Source organism: Barnesiella sp. An22 (assembly GCF_002159975.1).
In the GTDB taxonomy this organism is placed as follows: domain Bacteria; phylum Bacteroidota; class Bacteroidia; order Bacteroidales; family Barnesiellaceae; genus Barnesiella; species Barnesiella merdigallinarum.
Genome location: NZ_NFJR01000016.1, coordinates 1 through 20,866, shown reverse-complemented (window position 1 = coordinate 20,866; position 20,866 = coordinate 1). Strand labels below are relative to the sequence as shown.

Sequence of the window (20,866 nt, the reverse complement as noted above, 5' to 3'; positions counted from 1 at the left end):
AATCTTACATGCCATGGCTAAAGCTCGCATTTTCATCAGTTATGCCCACGAAGACAAGGAGTGGGTTCTCGAAGGTCCCGGTAATATTCACCTCATTCCCCGCATCAGACGCCACACCAGCCCCGACGCCGAAATATGGTTCGACGAAGGTTTGGTCATCGGCGAAAAGTGGGACGAAGAGATTCACAGCCACATCGTCCAGGCGCACATCTCCATTCTGCTCATCAGCGAGAGCTTCGTCTCGTCGGACTATATCGTCAACAAGGAACTGGTATGGATACGGGAGCAGGTCGAGCAGAACGACATGAAAATCGTGCCTCTGCTCATCGGCAACATCACCGAGAAGTCAAAGCGCATCATCGACTGGATTTACCAGCGGCAGATTCACCCCTCGGAGACGCAGCCCCTGTGCAACTACCTCAACGACAAGGCCCAGTGGGACCACATGATTACGAGCATCCTCAACATCATTGACTCGAAGATAGACCAGGCACTCGAGGCACAACTGCTCAGCGAGCGTCAGCCCGAGCCCCAACCAGCTCCGCTCCGGACCGAGTTCCGCCCCACAAGCGCTGCGGCCGAAGGGGGTGAAGGAAAGAGCCCCAACAAGGTGGCAGCCACCGGCAGCGGAGTCAGCCCGGCCATCTACCAGGAGGCCGTGAAGCTCTACCGCAACCACAAATACAAAGAGGCCTCGGAGATGCTGTTGAAGCTGGCCGTCGCCAACAACATCGAGGCTCAGCATCTGCTCTGCGACATCCTCTGCAACAAGGTGCGGGGCTACCAGTTGTGGCCCGAAATTCTGGATACCTTCCTTCCCTATGCCGAAGAGGGCATGGACTTCGCCCAGGTCATCGTGGGGAGGGTCTACTATCGGGGCAGCCTGAAAGGGCGCGACTACGGGAAGGCCTACGAATGGTTCCAGAAAGCGGCCGAGAAAGGCAACTCCTACGCCCAATACCTGCTGGGCAACATGTACGAAAACGGCATCCATGTCGAGCAAAACTACGACACGGCCCTCTCCTACTACAAAAATGCCGCCGCCCAGAACAACATCATGGCCCTGGGCGAGATTGCCTACATGAAGGAAAACGGCTACGGCCTGCCCATAAACCGGGAAGAGGCCGAAAAGACATATCGCCAACTGGCCGAAGAGCGCGACGACGAGTGGTCGATGATCAAGCTCTCCTACCTCGAGATGGAACGGGGCAACTCGGACAAACGACTCGAGTGGATACAGCGCGCCCTCGACAAGGAGTATATCGACGCCTACTTCGAACTGGGCCTTCTCTATCAGTTCGACGAGAAATACCAGGACCTCGAGAAGGCACAACAAGCCTACTACCGTGCCGCGCAGATGGGGAACCCCGACGGCATGAACGGGTTGGCCCTCATCTACTACAACATGCCCGACAACAAAGGCAATTCCCAGGCATTCCGCTGGTTCACCAAGTCGGCCGACCTGGGCGACAGCCTCGGGCTCTACTACCTGGCCACCATGTACGAAGGGGGCTTCGGCACCCCGGTCAACAAGCCAAAGGCCTGGAGCCTCTATCTGGCCTCGGCCGAGCAGCGCTTCTCGCCCGCCTACCTCAAGATAGCCCAACTCATTGAGAGCGGAGAGGCCCCCGCCTCCTTCGCCGGCCGCGAGCTCGAGTTCTACATCAAAGCTGCCAAGCGCAACGACATCGATGCCATCCACGAGGTCATCCGCCACATCCAGGACGACCCCGACCGCCTGAGCGAACTCTTCGACTGGTGCAAGCGGGGCGCCCAACTCAACGACGGCATCTGCCTCTGCAAACTGGGCGAGCTCTACTTCTACGGCCGCGGCACCGAGATGGACGAATTCAAGGCGATGGACTACTTCCGCAAGGCCGAGGCCCTGCAAATCCCCGACGCCTACTACTTCCTGGGTTTGGCCTACTACGAGGCCAAGGGGGTAGTCAGCCCCAACCTGCAGAAGGCCGAGGAGTATTTCCAGAAAGCGGCCGAGGCTGGATATGTCGACGCCATCAAGGCCATTGCCGAACTCTACATGCAGTCGGGACAGGAAAACGGATACGAAAAGGCCATCGCCTATCTGACCCATATCGCCGAGGGCGAACATGCCGACATTGCCTACGAGGGACTCATGCGCATTGCCGTCGAAAAGATGACACCCCAGGACTATGCCGCCCCCCAGGCCAGCGAACTCTACCAGAAGGCCCTGAAGTTCGAGCAGGCCGGCCGACAGGCAGGCATGACCCAGAGCCTCAGCCACGAGTTTCTGCAACGTGGCATCGACCTGTGCGACATCGAACGGTACACCGAGGCCATCGCCCCGCTGCTGCAAGCGGCTCAGATGGGTGAAGCCGAGGCGGCCAACCGCTTGGGCGACATCTACTTCTACGGCACCGGGGTCGAGGTCGACTACGAACAGGCCTACTACTGGTTCTCCAATGCCGCCCAAAGCAACAACGCCTACGCCCAATACTCCCTCGCTTTCATGTACATGAAGGGGCTCTTTGTCGAGCAGGACCATGCTCAAGTCATCAAATACATGAAACTCGCCGCCGAAAACGGCTACACCGAGGCCCAGAAAAACATGGGCGAATACCATTACTACGGCTCTTTCGGCTGTCGTCGCGACATGAAGGAGGCCATCAAATGGTACGAGATGGGCGCCCGCAACAACGAGCCTACCTGCCTCTTCACCCTCGGCCTCATCTACGAAGAGGGCGACGGCGTGCAGAAAAACATACTCAAAGCCACCGAATGGTACCAGCGGGGAGCTAACGCCGGTATCCCCTCGTGCCTTTACCGGCTGGGCATGCTCATGATTGAGAAAGAGGTTGCCGGTGAGACCGAAAAGGGTTTCAGTCTCATACAACAGGCCGCCGAGGCCGGATACTCCTACGCCCAGAACTACATGGGCAAAGCCTACCGCTTCGGCTGGAATGTCAAGGTAAACCCCGTGAGGGCCACCAACTGGTTTACCAAGGCGGCCGAGCAGAATCTGCCCGACGCCATGTGCAACCTGGGCGACATGTACTCGGCCGAAGACGGGCTCACCGTCGACTACGAAAAGGCGCTCTACTGGTATGGAAAAGCGGCCGAGGCCAACCACTACCGGGCCCTGACCGAGCTGGGCGACCTCTACTATGCCGGCAAGGGGGTAGAACGAGACTTCGCCAAAGCGCTGGAATATTACCTGAAGGCCTGCGACGAGGGCTATCCCTACGCCTTCTACTCGGTAGGATTCATGTACCTGCGCGGCCAGGGGACCGCCCCCAACCGCGAAAAGGCGATGGAATACCTGAGCCAGGCGGCCGCCATGGGCAACGAGAGCGCCTTCCAGCTGCTCAACCAGATGGAGGCCGACCAAGCCTCGCCCGACGAAGAGCAAGGGGTAGACCCCTTTGCCAAACAGGCCTACCTCGACGCCCGTCAGGCGCTCGAGGCGAAAGAGACCGAACGATATGTCAATCTGCTCACCCAGGCGGCCAATCTGGGATACATCCAAGCCTTGAACGACCTGGGCGACCTCTACTTCAACGGCGAGTCGGTACCCGCCGACATGGCCAAGGCCTACGACTACTTTGCAAAAGCCTCGCAAAAGGGGTCGGGCTACGGTTCGTACAGTTGCGGGTTCATGCTCCTGCGCGGAGCCGACGAGGTGCCCCGCGACATCGACAAGGGGCTGGCCATGCTCCGTCTGGCCGTTGAGCAAGGCTACACGGCCGCCAACCGCGACCTGGCCCGATACTACGACATGCTCGATACCGAGGAGGGGGCCCGGCAGGCTCTCGACTACTACCAGCAATACATCGAAGAGTATCCCAAAGATGCCAGTGCTCTGATTCACATCGGGCTCATTTACGAGACCGGGCTGGGGGTTCCCTGCGACATCGAACTGGCCAAGAAGTACTACGAACGCGCCGCCGAATACGACGAAACGGGACAGGCCAACAACTTCCTGGGAGGTATCTACATGAATGCCGAGGAGAACGACGAAAACGAGCGGATGGCAGTCTACTACCTGCAAAAGGCTATCGAGCAGGGCGACTCCAACGCCATGCGACGCTTCTGTTACTACCTGCACAACGGACGCGGCGGCCTGCAGCCCGACAGCCAACGCGAGGTCGCACTCCTCACCGAAGCCTCCCGACGGGGCAACCACCAGGCCTCTTTCCAACTGGGTCTCCTCTTCGAAGGGGGTATCGAAGGGATAGAGCCCAACCCCGAAGCGGCTATCCGATACTACCAGCTGGCGGCCGACAACGGTGTAGAGGCGGCCATCAACAAGATAGGCGAGCTCTACCTCTTCGGCGAGATTGTCCCCGCCAACATCTCCAAAGCCATCGCCTGCTTCTCGACGGCCTCGGACAAGGGATACGGCAAGTCCTCCTACTGGCTGGGGCGCCTCCACACCGACGGCATCGGGCAACTCGAAAAGGATACCCGCAAGGCAATCGAATACTACCAGAAGGCAATCGCGCAAGGCTTCGAGAATGCCCGGGAGTGGCTCGAACAGCTGCAACAGAACCTGGTCGACGAGAACACCAGCGAGGTCGAGATTCCCGACAAGAGCGACGACGAACTGTTCAACGAGGCCAAGGAGGCTCTCGACAAGGCTCAGTTCAAGACGGCCTTCGCCTACTTCTCGCACCTGGCGGAAAAGGGTCACGCCGAGTCGTTCAACCAACTGGGCGACATGTATTTCTACGGCCGGGGCGTCGCTGCCGACGAGACGAAGGCGCTCGAACTGTACAAACAGGCAGCCGAGCGCGACAGCGTCTACGGCTACTTCAACCTGGGGTTCCTCTACTGGAACGGTCCCAACGAAATACATGACCCCCAACTGGCACTGCAATACCTGAAAAAAGCGGCCCAACGGGGATACACCTACGCCCTGGGCTTCATCGGCGACATCTACCGCAACGGCCCCGACGAGATTCGCGACTATGCCGAGGCCAAACGTTACTACCAGAAGGGTATCGATGCCGACGAGATAAACGCCATCAAAGGCATGGCCTCGCTCTACATGATGGGGCAAGGCGTTCCCCAGAACAACGCCATGGCCGCCTTCTACCTGCGAAAGGCTGCCGACAAGGGCAACGCCTGGGCCATGTACCATCTGGGACGCATCTACTACTTTGGCGAAGGCGTAGCCCGCAACATGAAGGTGGCCCTCGACTATCTGCAAAAGGCCTACGATGCCAACTACCCCGAGGCCTGCTGCCTGTTGGGGCTGCTCTACGAACAAGGTACCGCAACGGCCCAGAATATCGAGTTGGCCAACAAGATGTACCTCAGAGGGTGCGAACTGGGCGACTCGGGCTCGATGCGCTACCTGGCACTCAACTACCTCGAGGGCAAAGGTCTGCCCAAAGATTACAAACGGGCCTGCTCCTACCTGGCAAAGGCCGTCGAGCACGGAAACATGTCGGCCCGCATCGACCTGGCCCGAATGTTTTTCTACGGACAAGGCACGCAACAAGACCCGGAGAAAGCCTACGACCTGCTGGAACCCTGCCTGAACGAGAAGTATGGCCGGGCCTATCAGGTACTGGGCGAAGCTTTTGAATACGGACTGGGAGTCGAGCAGAATTACCCGCAGGCCAAAAAACTGTATCAACAGGCGCTCGAACTGGGATACGAAGATGCCCAACAGGCACTCGACCGCCTCGACAAATACTGTTGAGCACAATAATCCCATTCGGTGAAAGTGCACGGTTCCCTCTTGAAACAAAGACCTCGCTACTTTCAAATTGAAACCAAACTTCCTCGAATCGTCCAATAGAGAGTCGTAACAAGCCCGCAAATGCGGAACCTGTTACGGCTCTTTCGATTTATCACTTGCAAACTGTCAATCAACACTTTCCCCCTTTCCTACTCAAGGGCCATACCGGCTCTACCCGCCTGTATCAACAGGTATGCGAGAAATCCAATTTTATGTTAATAATCGCAAACCCAAATATTAACAGTAAATTTTTGTAAAATAGTTTTAACCTGTATAATTTTTTTGTCGAATTATACCTTACGAGAGTTATGTACCTATTCTAATTATTTGAAAAACAAGATATAAAGAGGAATCTAATCATATAAAAATCTAATAAGTGTTCTATGGTATTTAAACTGAAAATGACAGGAGCAAACTGTGTGTTGCTTTGTGCCGCTTTATTTTCTTCCAGCCTGACAGCTTATGCAACCGAAAAGAGCGCGGATTCCATGGCCGATTCATCGGCTTCGGGAGTCGTGCAAGGAAAGATTGCTGTCTCTGGAACCGTCAAGGATAAGAATGGCGAGCCGTTAATCGGCGTAAGTGTAGTGGAAAAGGGAACGACCAATGGCATGATTACCGACTTGGACGGAAACTTCGGTCTGTCGGTTTCGAGTCCCGAAGCCGTACTCGAATTCAGCTACGTCGGCTACAACCCCGTGAGTGTGAAGGTAGGCGACCGTACCTTCTTTGCCATCGAGATGGGCGAAAGCACCCAGAATCTCGACGAGGTCGTGGTAACGGCTCTCGGTATCAAACGTGAAAAGAAGATGTTGGGCTATGCCGTGCAAGACATCAAGGCCGACAAACTGAACACGACCGGCGACCCCTCGGTCATCGGAGCCTTGAGCGGCAAGGTGGCCGGTCTGCAAATGAACACGGCCGGCACCGGTTTGAGCGGTTCGACCAAGATTACCCTGCGCGGTAACTCGTCGTTGACCGACAACAACCAGCCGCTGTGGGTTGTCGACGGTGTACCCTTCAGCGACAACAGCAGCTCCGACGCTTCGCTCTTCGGCGGTGTCGACCGGGGAGGCTCGGCTGTCGACATCAACCCCGAAGACATCGAGTCGATCTCGGTACTGAAGGGCCCGAATGCAGCCGCCCTCTACGGTTCACGAGCCGGAAACGGTGTCATCCTCATCACCACGAAACGCGGTGTCAAGGAGAAAGGATTCGGCGTCACCTACTCGGGCAACTTCACCTGGACCAGCGTAGCCTCTTCGCTCGAGCAGCAGACCACCTACGGACAAGGTAAAGGCGGCGTATTCGACCCGAACGTATTCGAGAGTTTCGGCGCCCCGCTCGACGGCCACACCTATACCGGCTGGCTGGGTCAGGAGCTGCAGTACAAGGACTACGGCAACAAGTTCGACCAATATTTCAACACCGGCTTTACCCAGACCCACAACGTAGCCATCGGCAAGGCCGAAGAGAACTACAACTACCGGACCTCGTTCGGCAGCACCGAGAGCCAGGGCCTCTTCGACGGCGAGGGGTTGAGCAAAATCAACATCGACCTCAAGGCCGGCATGAAGATGAACAAATACCTGAGCATGGACTCGAAAATCTCGCTGAGCCGCACCAAGGCCACCGACCGTCCCCAATACGGTAAGGGCGGCGAGGTATACCAACTGCTCTACATTCCCCGCAACATCCCGTTGAACGACCTGAAGACCTTCCGCAGCGACACCCAGCGTCACATCTACTACGTGAACCCCACGTTGCAGGAGTTGAATCCCTACTACATCAACTACCAGTACAGCAACATGGACGAGCGTTGGCGCGCCTTCGGTTACTACACGATCAAGATCGACTTCACCCCCTGGCTCTATGCCACAGGTAAATACTCCTTCGACTACTACGATACCAGCATCGAAGAGCAGAACCGCACCAACGGTATCGACGACCAGAGCAAGGAGTCGTACAAGTCGATGGAACAACGCTACTACGAGCACAACATCGAGGGTATGATTTTGGGACACAACACCTTTGCCGAGCGCTTCCGCCTGGGATACTCGCTGGGTGGAAACATCATGTACCAGCGCACCAGCGGCCTGACGGGCTACTCCGAGAACATGGCCAAGGAGGGCATCTGGTACCACAACTCGGCCCTGGGTAAGGACATCGAGGACGTGAGCGGCGAAATAGCTGCCTCGGGCGAGGTGGCCACCAACCTGACCGACGGCAACCACTCGACGGCCTACCTGCCCGACTTCTACGCCGCAGCTGGTCAGTCGGTACGCTTTGTCTACACCTTCGACGCCCCGAAGAGTGTCAGCCGCTTCCAGGCCTACTTCCTGGAGCCCGACAATATCGAGTCCGCACTGCCTACCGAAGTGAAATTTGAAGTTTCGGAAAACGGTACCGACTTCGACGTTGTCAACACCGCAGCCGCGGGTACCGACGTGTCGTACAACCTGCCCGAAGCCCGCGACACCAAGGCTGTAGCCTTTACCATCGGCCTCGGATTATGGATGACTACCCCGATTGCCGAACTCGAAGTCTATGGCAAGGATGGAACGGCTATCGACGAGATTACGGTAAGCCGCGTACTGGTAGCTCCCAACCCCGTCAACCAGGGCCAAAAGATGGCCGTAGCTGCCGACCAGGCCGAAAGCATCGAAATCTATTCGATGCAGGGTGCTTTGGTGAAAGCCGAACGGGCCAAAGAGACCATCACCTTCGTCTCGACCGACGACCTGACGCCGGGCATCTACTTCATGGTTGTCAAGGGTGCCGACTACACCGAGACCGTGAAAGTGATCGTGAAGTAATCCCCAAACACACCGCGCAGCCCCTCGGGGTTGCACGGCCCATTACATAGAGAGAACCCTAAAAGTCCTGAGAGACTTTTAGGGTTCTCTGCTTTTATACAAGGGTTTGACAGGTACGAGAGGAAATAACTCGGGACCCAAGGTACAGGCGATTGCCAAGCCTCAACGATAGCCATGCGCTACGCGGCACGGCTATCCGGCTCAATGCTCCAGAACGAGCTGTACCTTTTTGGCTCCCAACCGGGCCTGCAACCACTCCTGAAACTGCTTCTGCTCGGTGGCCGAGAAGGCTCGCGAGTAGCGCACGACGGCCAGCGTGGTGGTATCGCGCACATCGGTCTCGATGCTGCTGAAGATGGTTTTCGAGATGGCAATATCGGTGACGTTGGGGAAAAGCACCTTAATCTCGGGAGCCACCGAAATACCCACCGAGTCGTATTGCTGGTAATGCGAGGTCACATTTTCCAGCGAGTCAATCACCTGCTGCTGGCGGGTTATCTGCTCCTGGTTGTGCAGATAAATATCCTTGAACATCGTACTGCTGAGCGTCGTCATGTCCATCGAGTTGGAGCCGTATCCCTGACGAACCTCCAGCACGGCGCCTCCCAGACCATACTGCGGCAACCGCGCCTGGGCCACGGCGATGGAATCCTGCGGTATCTCGGCCCCCACCAGCGACACCCGTATGATGCGCTTGCCATGCTCTATCTCGGCACTCTTGCTCAACACCTGGGTATCGGGGTAGTTGAAGTTCTGCGAGACAAACCGTGCGGCGGCGACCTCGAAAAAGTTCTCCTTCACCATGTTGTAGGTGAGGTAGATGCTGGGGGCCATCGTGAGGATAAGAATCGTATAGACAATGCGCTCGACCTTTTTGCGGCGCTCGTCATCGACAAACTCCTTCTTCGAATACTTCATCAGCTTCACCCCCAGCGTGGTGGCAAAGGCAATGAACACCGAGTTGATGAAAAAGAGGTAGAAGGCCCCGAAGAAATAGTAGAAGTTGCCCGTGGCCAACCCGAATCCGGCCGTACACAGGGGCGGCATCAATGCCGTGGCAATGGCCACACCGGGCAGCACGTTGCCCTTCTGCTTCGACGACATGGCCACGATGCCGGCCAACCCGCCGAAGAAGGCGATGAGCACGTCGTAGATGGTGGGCGAAGTACGGGCCAGCAGCTCGCTGCGGGCTTCGTTCAGGGGCGAAATCCAGAAGTAGACGGTCGAGGTAATCACACTGAAGAGTGTGGCCACCGCCAGGTTGCGGAACGACCGCTTGATGAGTTCGTAGTCGTTGATGCCCAACCCCAGACCTATACCCATAATGGGGCCCATGAGGGGCGAAATCAACATGGCGCCGATGATGACCGCCGCCGAGTTGGTGTTCAACCCCAGCGAGGCGATAAATATGGCAAAAACCAGAATGAGGATGGTCGAGCCCTTGAACTCTACCCCGGCCCGGATAGCCTCTACCGAGGCGGCTTCGTCCTCTCGATCTTGGCTCATGTCGAGGTAGTGGGTCAAAAATCGTTTGACCGAATCGATAAAATTGGAAAATGTCATAGTCTAAACTATTAGGATAGTCCTGCGTGCCTCCCGCACGGGTTTCACGACCTGGACACAAAACGATTCAATACCGGAATTTCGCGCAACGGCAAATCGTGGCGGAACAGATAGATCAGGAACAGGGCCAAGAGCACCGTGCGGAAGGCCAGGCGCAACGCCAGCGACTCGATGGGCACCAGAGTACCTACCGCATAGAGAACGGCCGTGAGCAGCGTGTAACGCAGCGCATTGCCCAGCTCGTACTTGATGGGATAGACCCGTTGCCCGATGAAAAACGAGGCCAGCATCATGCACAGGTAGCAGGCAAATGCCGCCCAGGCACACGCCATATAGCCGTAACGGGGCACACCCACGATATTGATTACCGCCGTAATGGCAAACCCGAACAGCGAGAACCAGGCCCCCCACTGCGTGCGGTCGGTGAGCTTGTACCACAACGACAGGTTGAAGAAGATGCCGAAGAAGAGTTCGGCCAGCATGACGATAGGCACCACCTTCAACCCCGTGCAGTAGGTCGCCGGCATGAAGAAGCGCACGATGTCGATATAAAACATCACCGCCAGGAAGATGAAGAGGCCGAAGATGATAAAATATTTCATCGCCTCGGAATAGGACTTCTTGTTCTCGTTGCCCGCCTCCTTGTTTCGCGCAAAGATGAAGGGCTCGTAGGCAAATCGAAAGGCTTGTGTAAACATCACCATCACTATCGCAATCTTGTAAACTGCCCCGTATATACCCAGTTCCGACATGGCGTCGGGGCGACTCCCTGCCAGCACAGGATAAAACATCTTATCGAAGGTTTGGTTCATGATGCCGGCAATTCCCAGAATAAGCAACGGGAAGGAGTATTTGAGCATGCACGACAGCAGACGGCCGTCGAACCGGTAGCGCACCCGGAATATCTCGGGAAAAAGCACCAGCAGCACCACGCCCGAACTGATGACGTTCGACACCAGGATATACCCCACCAGGAAGTCGGGGTCGAAGAACCACGAAATCCACTCGGGGTGAATGCCATAGAGCCACGGGCAGAGCAGGATAAAAAAGAGATTCAACGCAATGTTGAGAAAAATCGACAGCAACTTGACGGCGGCAAACCGGATGGGGCGGCGCTGGTAACGCAGGTAGGCAAAGGGCAACGCCGTGAAGGCATCGATGGCGATAATCAGGGCCATCATCAGCACATAATCTTCATGCCCGGGATAGCCCAGCAGCCTCGACAGCGGCGAGAGGAAGAGCCACACGAGCACGAAAAAGAGGGTCGAGGTGGTAGCCAGCGAGATGAGGCCGGTGGTGTAGACCTTCTGCGGGTCTTTCTCCTCCTTGTCGTTGGCAAAGCGGAAGAAGCCCGTCTCCATGCCGTAGGTGAGAATAATCAACAGCAAGGCCATGTAGGCGTAGAGGTTGGTCACGATACCATACTCGGCCGTGGTCTTCAACACGTTTACATAGAGGAATACAAAACACCAGTTGAGAAACCGCCCCAATATACTGCTCAAACCGTATATTGCGGTATCCTTTGCCAAACTCTTCATGCCGGCCATAAGCGTCTATATTTTTTCGATTAAAACAATGTACCCTGTTCCGAGAGGCGGTGACGATTCAAGTGGGTATAGGCCAAGTCGGTCACCTCGCGTCCCCGGGGCGTACGTTTGATAAATCCCTCTTTGATGAGATAGGGCTCATACACCTCCTCGAGCGTACCGGGGTCCTCGCCCAGTGCCGTAGCTATCGTGGTGAGCCCCACGGGGCCGCCCTTGAACTTGTCGATGATAATCGAGAGTATCTTGTTGTCGATTTCGTCGAGACCGTACTGGTCGATATTGAGCGACTCGAGCGCATAACGGGCTATCTCGAGGTCGATACTGCCCGACCCCTTCACCTGGGCAAAGTCGCGTACCCGCCGTAACAGGGCGTTGCCGATACGGGGTGTACCGCGGCTGCGCATGGCTATCTCGGTAGCCGCTTCGCGGGTGCAGGGTACCCCCAGCAGGCTCGACGATCGCTCGATGATGTGCGTCAGCACAGCGTGGTCGTAATACTCGAGGTGACAGTTAATCCCAAACCGGGCCCGCAACGGGCTGGTGAGCAAACCGCTGCGGGTGGTGGCACCCACCAGCGTGAAGGGATTCAGCTCGATCTGTATCGACCGGGCACTCGGCCCCTTGTCTATCATGATGTCGATGCGGAAATCTTCCATTGCCGAGTAAAGATACTCCTCCACCACGGGACTCAACCGGTGTATCTCGTCGATAAAGAGCACGTCGTTCTCCTCGAGCGAAGTCAACAGACCGGCCAGATCGCCAGGCTTGTCGAGCACCGGTCCCGATGTGATTTTGAACCCCACGCCCAACTCGTTGGCCACGATATTGGCCAGCGTCGTTTTACCCAACCCGGGAGGGCCGTGCAGCAACACATGGTCGAGGGGCTCCTGACGCATGCGGGCGGCCATCACGAATACCCGCAGGTTCTCGATTATCTTGTCTTGCCCGCTGAAGTCGTCGAACGACAGGGGACGCAACGCCTTCTCGAATTCCCGTTCGGTATCCGATATTCTCTGTTCTCGTATGTCGAAGCGATTATTTTCCACAGATGTTTTACGTTCACCGCATTTCGACAGCAAACTTAGCAATTTATTTTGTGATTCCCGCTATTTTACGAGGCTAAACTCTTGTGACGGCGCTTCAGCTCCTCTTTCCGCTCGATGCGCGACCAGAACTCGCGATAGGCCACCAGGGCCTCGTCGACCGAACGCTGCGGGTCCCAACCCCGCAACCGGGCATACTCGGCCACCACGTAGCGCACAATGACCTCGTCGTGGCAGAAGCGGCTGAAGTTGGCCAGACACATCTTCGGGGTCATGGCGTGAAATCGCATGCGGTTGAGGTCGAGAAGCGAGAATCGTATCTGCCCGTCTTGCTTGTCGAACAAGATATTCCCGGCCGAATAGTCGAGATGCTGCACCCCCTTCTCGTGCAACTCGACGGTAAAGGCGGCAAAAGCCTTGAGTATATCTTCGCGCCCTGCTACGCCACCGCCGTCGAACTCGCGCATCATGCGGGTATAGGGACAGGTCTCCGACACGAAATACGAATGCCACAACAGTCCGCCCCGCTTCACCTCGATATAAGCGATCGGAGCCGGAGTCTCTATGCCCATGGCCCGCAGCCTGAGGGCATACTTGTAGGCTCGCTCGGCCTTACTCGGGCGGAAAAACGTGTAGGCTATCCGATTGATGAAAATCGGTACCTTGTACCCCTTCACCACATAGTTCTGCCCCTCGTACGAAAATTGACGAAGCTCGTTACGAGCCTTGTAGATACACTCGCCCAACGTAGGGAATGCGAGCGGCAGTTGCTGCATAAACTTCTCGAGCCGGCGATATGCCGGATTCAATACCAGTTTCATCTTCTTCCCGAATAATTATTTATCAACTAAACGTACCGGGGAATTTCGGGTTTCGACCCGGCAGCCTATCTCTACTATTACGCTTGCGAGGCCCGAGCCCGCAGATTTTTCACCCGCTCGACAATGACAGCCGGTGCTATATCCAGGCAGGCATAGTCTTTCCGATAGCACGGTTTGTTGCCAAAGATGGAACAAGGACGGCAATCGAGCGACAACTGCACTACATTCGCCTCGCTCTGGTGCCACCCCAGGAATCCGCAACAGGGATGGGTGGCTCCCCACACCGAAACGACCGGCACCGCTACCAGCGAGGCCAAGTGCATGTTGGCCGAGTCCATCGAGACCATCACGTCGAGATGACTCATCAATGCCAGCTCGATGGCAAAACCGTGACGTTTGTCGGCCAGGGAAGTTACATGGGGATAGCGCTCCTGCCAGACGGAGAGGATGTCGCGCTCACGTTCGCCCGACCCGAACAAGAACAGCTTTACATGCGGTTCGGCAGCCAGCTTGGCCACCACATTTTCCATACGGTCGAGCGGATAAATCTTACCCTCATGCTTGGCAAAGGGGGCTATGCCTACCCAATACTCGCCCGGTTGCTTGGGCGGCGTCAAGTGAGAGTAGAGCCCCTCGTCGCCCTTTTCGGTGCCGAACAGCGAACCGAAATCGGGCGTGAACTTGAATCCCAACGCGGTGAATACCTCGCCATAGCGTTCGAACGAAGTGCGCAGCGGATGCAACGCCTCGCACTTGTGGCGGGCGGTAATCTGCTTTTTCTCCTGGCGGCCCTTGTCGATGACGGCTACCCGAATGCCCCACATCTTAAAAAAAATTCGCAGGAACTTCGTGCGCAACACATCGTGCAAATCGGCCACGGCGTCAATCGACAGTGCCCGCATCTCTTTGGCCAGTTCGTAGAGCCCGCCGATACCTTTGTGGCGACCCTTCACATCGGCCACCACTACTTGCAAATTGCGCGGAGCCTGCAGAAAAAGTTGCGAAGCCACCTTCTGGGTGAGCATGACGAAAGTCGTGTCGGGATTGGCCCTACACACCGAGTAAACAATAGGTATGGTCATGGCTACATCGCCCAGAGCCGACAGTCGAACAATTAAAACCTTGCTATACGACATACTCCCGACCCCTGCTACTTCTTATACAAAACCGGGTTCAGAGCCGGATCGTTGTACATCTTCATCTGTTTATATACCTTCATATATTTACGGCCGGCCTCGATCTCGTCGAGCAGTTGGTCAATGGCCGCAGAGAGGTCGGCTCGCTGTTCGATCAGCACGCGCAACTTGGCCCGGCACTTCTCCACATGCTCGGGCGACGCATCCTTGCGCTCTACCTCCTGCTGCATGTGATAGATTTTCACGGCCAGAATCGACAGCCGGTCTATGGCCCAAGCCGGGCTCTCGGTATTTATGGTAGCATCGCTCTTCACCTCGACGTCGGCATATTTCTTCAGAAAATAGTCGTCGATCATCTCGACCAAATCGGTACGTTCCTGATTCGACTTGTCGATACGCCGCTTGATAGCCAACGCCTCCTTGGGGTCGATGTCGGGGTTGCGGATAATATCTTCCAGGTGCCATTGAACCACATCGATCCAGTTTTTCAGACACAGATAATATTCAATACTTCCTTCGGCATACGGATTTTCCAACGAAGCATCCACATTATCGAACCGATGATAATATTGTGTGGTGTTCCAAAAAATGTGATTACAGGTTTCTGCAAAAGTCATAGTTCCCAATCGTTATGAGCACACCTGTTTTTCTGTAAGGCTCTTGTCGACAAGCCTGGTGTACCCGGGTTTCATTTTACAAACATAAGAATAGTTTTAGGAAAAACCATTATTTTCACAATATAAAAATAGTTCTTCGATACAATCCTGCAAAAATTTCGTACCTTTGGATAAAAAGCAGACAATTATGACTACGATTCCATACATTATAGCCGATAACAAGATACCCTATTTAAAGGGTGTACTCGAGCCCTATGCCCGTATCGACTACCTTTCGCCCGACCGGATAGACGCCGACGCCGTGCGCGACGCCGACATTCTTTTGATACGTACCCGCACGAAGTGCAACAGCCAACTGCTCGACCAGAGCCGTTGCCGATACATTGCCACGGCTACAATCGGATACGACCACATCGACGCCGCCTATTGCCGCGAACGGGGCATCGAGTGGGTGAACTGCCCCGGCTGCAACGCCGCATCGGTGGGCCAATACATACTCGCCTCGCTGCTGGCCTGGAGCAAGAGCCACCGCAAGCCGCTGCACGAATGCACACTGGGCGTGGTGGGTGTAGGCCATGTGGGCAGCATCGTGGCCCGGTATGCCCGGTTGCTGGGCATGCGGGTTCTCCTGAACGACCCTCCGCGCGAGGAGGCCGAGGGTACGGCCGGGTTTACCCCGCTCGAGACCGTCTGTCGCGAAGCCGACATCATCACCTTTCACACCCCGCTGACTCGAACCGGCAAATATCCCACCTACCACCTGGCCGATACCCGGTTCTTCGATGCGCTCTCCCGCTCGCCGCTCCTCATCAATACGGCCCGGGGCGAAATCGTGGAGACCGAGGCCCTGAAACAGGCCTTGAAGCAGAAGCAGGTGGCAGCCGTCGTGCTCGACTGCTGGGAAAACGAACCCCGCATCGACCGGGAACTGCTCGAACAGGCTTTCATCGCCACCCCCCACATCGCCGGATATTCGGCCGACGGCAAGTCGACCGCTACCCGCATGATTGTCGAGGCCGTGAGCCAGTGGATCGGGTGCAACATTCCCACACAACACATCGCTCCCCCTGCCCCGGCGCAACCGCATATCGACCTCGCCGGTATACCTACGCCTCTGCAAAAGGCGGTGTGGGACACCTACAACCCCTTCGACGACGACCTCAGGCTGCGCAAGTCGCCCGAGACCTTCGAGATGCAACGCGGACTCTATCCGTTGCGGCGGGAATTCGGAGCCTACCACGTAGCGGGAGCATCGACAACCGACCGTATCATTTTAGAAAAATTAGGCTTTCGCATTGAATAAATATACACATATTTATAGCCGGGACTTAAAGAAAAAGTATTGTCCCACACAACAAAAAGAGACTGTTTTAGAACATAGAAGAGGATAAAAGTGGCTTATTTTTGCACAAAAACCCGATAAATGTGCAAAAAATGAGTAATTTATAAGGGAAAATTTTTTTTGTTCGGAGAAAAATATATTCCTTTGCAGTTGCAAAAAATAAGAACGTTAATTTATTTATTAATTAAAATTTGAAAATTATGTCTGACGTAGCATCAACAGTAAAAGAAATTATCGTAGAAAAATTGGGTGTTAAAGAATCAGAGGTAACTCCCGAAGCCAACTTCACCAACGACCTCGGTGCCGATTCTTTGGACACTGTTGAAATGATCATGGAGTTCGAGACTAAGTTCGACATCAAGATCCCTGACGATCAAGCAGAAAAAATTACGACTGTAGGTGAGGCTATCGCTCACATCGAAAAAGCTATCGCAGAGAAAGAGAATAAATAATTTTATGGAGCTTAAAAGAGTTGTAGTAACAGGTCTTGGCGCAATCACTCCGCTGGGAAACGATGTCCCCACGACATGGGACAACCTGCTGAAAGGAGTAAGCGGAGCAGGACCTATTACGCTTTTCGACGCATCTGAATTCAAGACTCAATTCGCTTGCGAGGTAAAGGACTTCGACCCGCTGAAATACTTCAACGCCAAGGAGGTTCGTAAACTCGACCGCTATACCCAGTTTGCTCTGGCCGCTACGCAAGAGAGCATGGCCGACTCGGGTCTCGACCTCGAGAAAGTAAACAAAGACCGTGCCGGTGTTATCTTCTCGGCCGGTATCGGCGGTATCAGCACCTTTGAGCAAGAGGTAGGAAACTATGCCGTTGCCCCCGAAAAAGGGCCGCGCTTCAGCCCCTTCTTCATTCCCAAGATGATTGCCGACATTGCCGCAGGACAAATCTCCATGCAGTACGGTTTCCGGGGTCCCAACTTCGGTATCGTATCGGCCTGCGCATCGTCCACCCATGCCCTTATCGACGCTTATAACTATATCCGTCTGGGCAAAGCCGACTTGATCGTATCGGGTGGTGCCGAAGCTGCAATCACAGTATCGGGAGTAGGTGGATTCAATGCCATGCACGCACTCTCTACCCGCAACGATTCGCCCACGACGGCATCGCGTCCGTTCAGCGCTTCGCGCGACGGCTTCGTAATGGGTGAAGGTAGTGCCTGCCTTATTCTTGAAGAACTGGAACACGCATTGGCCCGTGGGGCTAAGATCTATGCCGAAGTCGTAGGTGGCGGTATGTCGGCCGACGCTTATCACCTGACGGCTACTCACCCCGAAGGCTTAGGTGCCAAACTCGTGATGCAAAACGCTCTCGACGATGCCCACATGGCTCCCGAAGAGATTGACTACATCAACGTGCACGGTACATCGACCCCCGTCGGTGACAAATCAGAAGCCAAAGCGATTTTGGAAGTATTCGGCGATCACGCCTATAACCTCAACATCAGCTCGACCAAGTCGATGACCGGTCACCTGCTGGGCGCTACCGGCGCACTCGAGGCTCTTATCTGCGTGAAGACTATCGACGAAAGCATCGTACCTCCCACCATCAATCATGCCGAGGGCGACGACGATCCCGAAATCGACAGCAAGTTGAATTTCACATTCAACCAGGCACAGAAACGCGAAGTAAACGCCGCTCTGTCCAACACCTTTGGTTTCGGCGGACACAATGCCAGCATAATCGTAAAGAAATTCACGAAATAAACGTGCTTAAAACGATTTATAACCGTATAAGGCTCCTTATGCTTCGTCATAAGGAGCCTTATGTTCTATACCACGACCTGTTGGGGTTCTGGCCCAACGACATACACCTGTACGAGGTGGCCTGCCTGCACAGCTCCTCGTCGATTTGCGAACAGGGGAAACGCATCAACAACGAGCGCCTCGAGTTCCTGGGCGACGCCATTCTCGATGCCATCGTGGCCGACATCCTCTTCCACCGGTTCGGCGACCGCAAGGAGGGGTTCCTCACCAACACGCGAGCCAAGATTGTCAAGCGCGAGTCGCTCAACGAGATTGCCCTGAAGATTGGGCTCGACCGCTTTATCACCTGCTCCATGCACATCAGCTCGCACAACAGCTACCTGTATGGCAATGCCTTCGAGGCCCTCATCGGCGCCATCTACCTCGACCAGGGATATGAGTTTTGCAAGCGGTTTGTCGAGACACGCATCATCGACTCGTTTATCGACCTCGACAAACTCTCGAAAGAGGAGAGCAACTTCAAATCACGACTTATCGAGTGGTGCCAGAAACACAAAATCGACATCCAGTTTGCCCTGGTCGAAACGCTGGTCGACCAGAACAACAACCCGGTATTCCAGTCGCAAGCCCTGCTGGGCGGCATCTCGGGCGGCATCGGTATCGGATACTCCAAAAAAGAGTCGCAACAGAATGCGGCCCACATTGCCATAGGCCGGCTCCACAAAGACAAAGAGTTTCGGCAAATGGTACTGGCAACCGTCCACAAAAACGACAATCCCGAGATTGTCATATAAAAATCACAAGCCTACGATAGGAATCACACGAGAATTTTTTATTTTTGCTCCGCATTGAAAACTTGCGACAAATGAATCTCACGAAGTGGTTACGCCCGGTATTTGACAAACGACTCGCCCAAATCGATCGCTATGCCGAATATGGCGACATCATACAACAAAAAACACTGATCGACCTGCTGCGAAAGGCCCGGAAAACACGACTGGGCACCACCTTCCGGTTCGACGAAATAAACTCCTACAAAAGTTTCACCGAGCGCGTACCCATCAGCGGCTACGAGGAGCTGAAGCCCTACATCGAACGCACGATGCAAGGCGAGCAGAATATCCTGTGGCCTACCCCCATACGGCACTTTGCCAAATCGTCGGGCACGACCAACGACAAGAGCAAGTTCATCCCCGTGAGCGCCGAGGCGCTGCGCTATTGCCACTATCAGGGAGGAGCCGATTGCGTGGCCCTCTATCTGCGAGCCAACCCCGAAAGCCGCTTCTTCTCGGGCAAAGGGCTCATACTGGGAGGCAGCCGGGCACAGAATCCTTTCGGGCAGGCCTATTGCGGCGACCTCTCGGCCATCCTCATCCAGAACATCAGCCCGCTGGTCAACCTCATCCGGGTGCCCTCGAAAAAGATTGCCCTCATGAGCGAGTGGGACACCAAACTCGAGGCCATCGCCAACAGCACCATCGGCCGGCGCGACATCACCAACCTCTCGGGGGTCCCCTCGTGGTTCCTGGTCCTCATCAAGCATATCCTGAACAAGAGCGGACGGCAGGACCTTTCGGAGGTGTGGCCCAACCTCGAGGTGTTTTTCCACGGAGGCATCAGCTTTGCCCCCTATCGCGAGCAATACCGCCAGCTTATCTCCAGCCCCCGGATGCACTATGTCGAGACCTACAACGCCTCGGAGGGCTTCTTTGCCGTGCAGAACGACCTGACCACACCCGGCATGCTACTGCTCATCGACCTGGGTATCTTCTTCGAATTTATCCCCCTGGGCGGAGCGCTCGAGCAGGCGGTTCCCCTGTGGGAGGTGGAGGCCGGGCACAACTACGAACTGGTCATCACCTCGAACGGCGGCTTGTGGCGGTACCGCATGGGCGACACCGTAAAGGTGCTCTCGACACACCCGCTGAAGATTTGCGTATCGGGCCGCACCAAGCACTACATCAACGCCTTCGGCGAGGAGCTGATGGTCGACAATGCCGAGCAGGCCATTGCCCGCACCTGCGAGCAGACGGGCGCCAGCGTGCTCAACTACACGGCAGCCCCGGTATACATGACCGACCACAGCAAGGGGCGGCACCAGTGGCTCATCGAGTTCAGCAAACTGCCCGTACCGGTCGAGGAGTTTGCCCAACGGCTCGACCAGAACCTGCAAAACCTCAACTCCGACTACGAAGCCAAGCGATTCAAGAGCATCGCCCTCGAGTGCCTCGAGGTAATCCCGGCCAAACCGGGCATATTCGACGACTGGCTGCGCGACCACAACAAACTGGGCGGCCAGCACAAGATTCCGCGTCTCTACAACCGTCGCGACATCATCGAGGAGATACTCCAGTACAACAACCGATAAGGCCACAGAAGAGCCGAAATAGGGCTCTACGAGTCTCTCGCTCTCTTCTTCAACCATACGAAGAGGCCGACCCAAAAGAGATTTTGGGCGGTCTCTTTGTTTTATTATAGAAAAAGATGACCACATTACTTTTTACCGGAGCAGGAAGTCTCCGGGAAGGGCTGGTTTA

At 55.5% G+C, this 20,866-nt stretch carries 13 protein-coding genes; 7 read left to right on the top strand and 6 right to left on the bottom strand.

Annotated elements, in window-relative coordinates:
* The first annotated feature begins 13 nt into the window (after positions 1-13).
* Together B5F38_RS14220 and B5F38_RS12240 are read left to right on the top strand one after the other, a co-directional pair.
* Entirely contained in the window at positions 14-5,686 is a 5,673-nt protein-coding gene (locus B5F38_RS14220; protein ID WP_087881025.1) for a TIR domain-containing protein, read from the top strand.
* A gap of 527 nt (positions 5,687-6,213) precedes the next feature.
* Positions 6,214-8,541, top strand: a complete 2,328-nt coding sequence (locus B5F38_RS12240) for a SusC/RagA family TonB-linked outer membrane protein (RefSeq protein WP_241147865.1) — start codon at positions 6,214-6,216, stop codon at positions 8,539-8,541.
* 201 nt (positions 8,542-8,742) lie between these two features.
* On the opposite strand, the gene B5F38_RS12235 is transcribed toward B5F38_RS12240, so the two are convergent.
* The 6 genes from B5F38_RS12235 to B5F38_RS12210 all read right to left on the bottom strand — a co-directional run bounded on the left by B5F38_RS12235 (position 8,743) and on the right by B5F38_RS12210 (position 15,268).
* Positions 8,743-10,104, bottom strand: coding sequence for a TIGR00341 family protein (locus tag B5F38_RS12235; RefSeq protein WP_087409486.1), 1,362 nt, complete (start codon positions 10,102-10,104; stop codon positions 8,743-8,745).
* 44 nt (positions 10,105-10,148) lie between these two features.
* A complete protein-coding gene (locus B5F38_RS12230) occupies positions 10,149-11,651 on the bottom strand; it encodes a polysaccharide biosynthesis C-terminal domain-containing protein (protein ID WP_087409485.1) in 1,503 nt (500 codons plus the stop codon).
* A 20-nt stretch (positions 11,652-11,671) separates the two neighbouring features.
* Positions 11,672-12,697: a Holliday junction branch migration DNA helicase RuvB gene (ruvB, locus tag B5F38_RS12225; RefSeq protein WP_087409484.1), complete on the bottom strand. Its 1,026-nt coding sequence runs from the start codon at positions 12,695-12,697 to the stop codon at positions 11,672-11,674.
* A gap of 65 nt (positions 12,698-12,762) precedes the next feature.
* A complete protein-coding gene (locus tag B5F38_RS12220; protein WP_087409483.1) occupies positions 12,763-13,515 on the bottom strand; it encodes a lipopolysaccharide kinase InaA family protein in 753 nt (250 codons plus the stop codon).
* Between the two features lie 77 nt (positions 13,516-13,592).
* Positions 13,593-14,651, bottom strand: a complete 1,059-nt coding sequence (locus tag B5F38_RS12215; RefSeq protein WP_087409482.1) for a glycosyltransferase family 9 protein — start codon at positions 14,649-14,651, stop codon at positions 13,593-13,595.
* Between the two features lie 14 nt (positions 14,652-14,665).
* Positions 14,666-15,268, bottom strand: coding sequence for a DUF4254 domain-containing protein (locus tag B5F38_RS12210; protein ID WP_087409481.1), 603 nt, complete (start codon positions 15,266-15,268; stop codon positions 14,666-14,668).
* 187 nt (positions 15,269-15,455) lie between these two features.
* Here B5F38_RS12210 and pdxB point away from each other — a divergent pair, with 187 nt between their 5' ends.
* From pdxB to B5F38_RS12185, 5 genes are all read left to right on the top strand, one after another.
* On the top strand, positions 15,456-16,571 hold the full coding sequence (gene pdxB, locus B5F38_RS12205) for a 4-phosphoerythronate dehydrogenase PdxB (protein WP_087409480.1): 1,116 nt from the start codon (positions 15,456-15,458) through the stop codon (positions 16,569-16,571).
* Positions 16,572-16,810: 239 nt separating this feature from the next.
* On the top strand, positions 16,811-17,062 hold the full coding sequence (locus tag B5F38_RS12200; RefSeq protein ID WP_025278500.1) for an acyl carrier protein: 252 nt from the start codon (positions 16,811-16,813) through the stop codon (positions 17,060-17,062).
* A 4-nt stretch (positions 17,063-17,066) separates the two neighbouring features.
* On the top strand, positions 17,067-18,329 hold the full coding sequence (fabF, locus tag B5F38_RS12195) for a beta-ketoacyl-ACP synthase II (RefSeq protein ID WP_087409479.1): 1,263 nt from the start codon (positions 17,067-17,069) through the stop codon (positions 18,327-18,329).
* 38 nt (positions 18,330-18,367) lie between these two features.
* On the top strand, positions 18,368-19,123 hold the full coding sequence (gene rnc / locus B5F38_RS12190) for a ribonuclease III (protein WP_087409478.1): 756 nt from the start codon (positions 18,368-18,370) through the stop codon (positions 19,121-19,123).
* Positions 19,124-19,194: 71 nt separating this feature from the next.
* A complete protein-coding gene (locus B5F38_RS12185; RefSeq protein WP_087409477.1) occupies positions 19,195-20,697 on the top strand; it encodes a GH3 auxin-responsive promoter family protein in 1,503 nt (500 codons plus the stop codon).
* Positions 20,698-20,866 lie beyond the last annotated feature (169 nt).

Coding starts and splice junctions, on each gene's coding strand:
- B5F38_RS12200 (WP_025278500.1), top strand. CDS start 16,811: ATGTCTGACGTAGCATCAACAGTAAAAGAAATTATCGTAGAAAAATTG.
- B5F38_RS12230 (WP_087409485.1), bottom strand. CDS start 11,651: ATGGCCGGCATGAAGAGTTTGGCAAAGGATACCGCAATATACGGTTTG.
- B5F38_RS12240 (WP_241147865.1), top strand. CDS start 6,214: ATGGCCGATTCATCGGCTTCGGGAGTCGTGCAAGGAAAGATTGCTGTC.
- B5F38_RS14220 (WP_087881025.1), top strand. CDS start 14: ATGGCTAAAGCTCGCATTTTCATCAGTTATGCCCACGAAGACAAGGAG.
- B5F38_RS12215 (WP_087409482.1), bottom strand. CDS start 14,651: ATGTCGTATAGCAAGGTTTTAATTGTTCGACTGTCGGCTCTGGGCGAT.
- B5F38_RS12220 (WP_087409483.1), bottom strand. CDS start 13,515: ATGAAACTGGTATTGAATCCGGCATATCGCCGGCTCGAGAAGTTTATG.
- pdxB (WP_087409480.1), top strand. CDS start 15,456: ATGACTACGATTCCATACATTATAGCCGATAACAAGATACCCTATTTA.
- B5F38_RS12210 (WP_087409481.1), bottom strand. CDS start 15,268: ATGACTTTTGCAGAAACCTGTAATCACATTTTTTGGAACACCACACAA.
- B5F38_RS12235 (WP_087409486.1), bottom strand. CDS start 10,104: ATGACATTTTCCAATTTTATCGATTCGGTCAAACGATTTTTGACCCAC.
- B5F38_RS12185 (WP_087409477.1), top strand. CDS start 19,195: ATGAATCTCACGAAGTGGTTACGCCCGGTATTTGACAAACGACTCGCC.
- rnc (WP_087409478.1), top strand. CDS start 18,368: ATGCTTCGTCATAAGGAGCCTTATGTTCTATACCACGACCTGTTGGGG.
- fabF (WP_087409479.1), top strand. CDS start 17,067: ATGGAGCTTAAAAGAGTTGTAGTAACAGGTCTTGGCGCAATCACTCCG.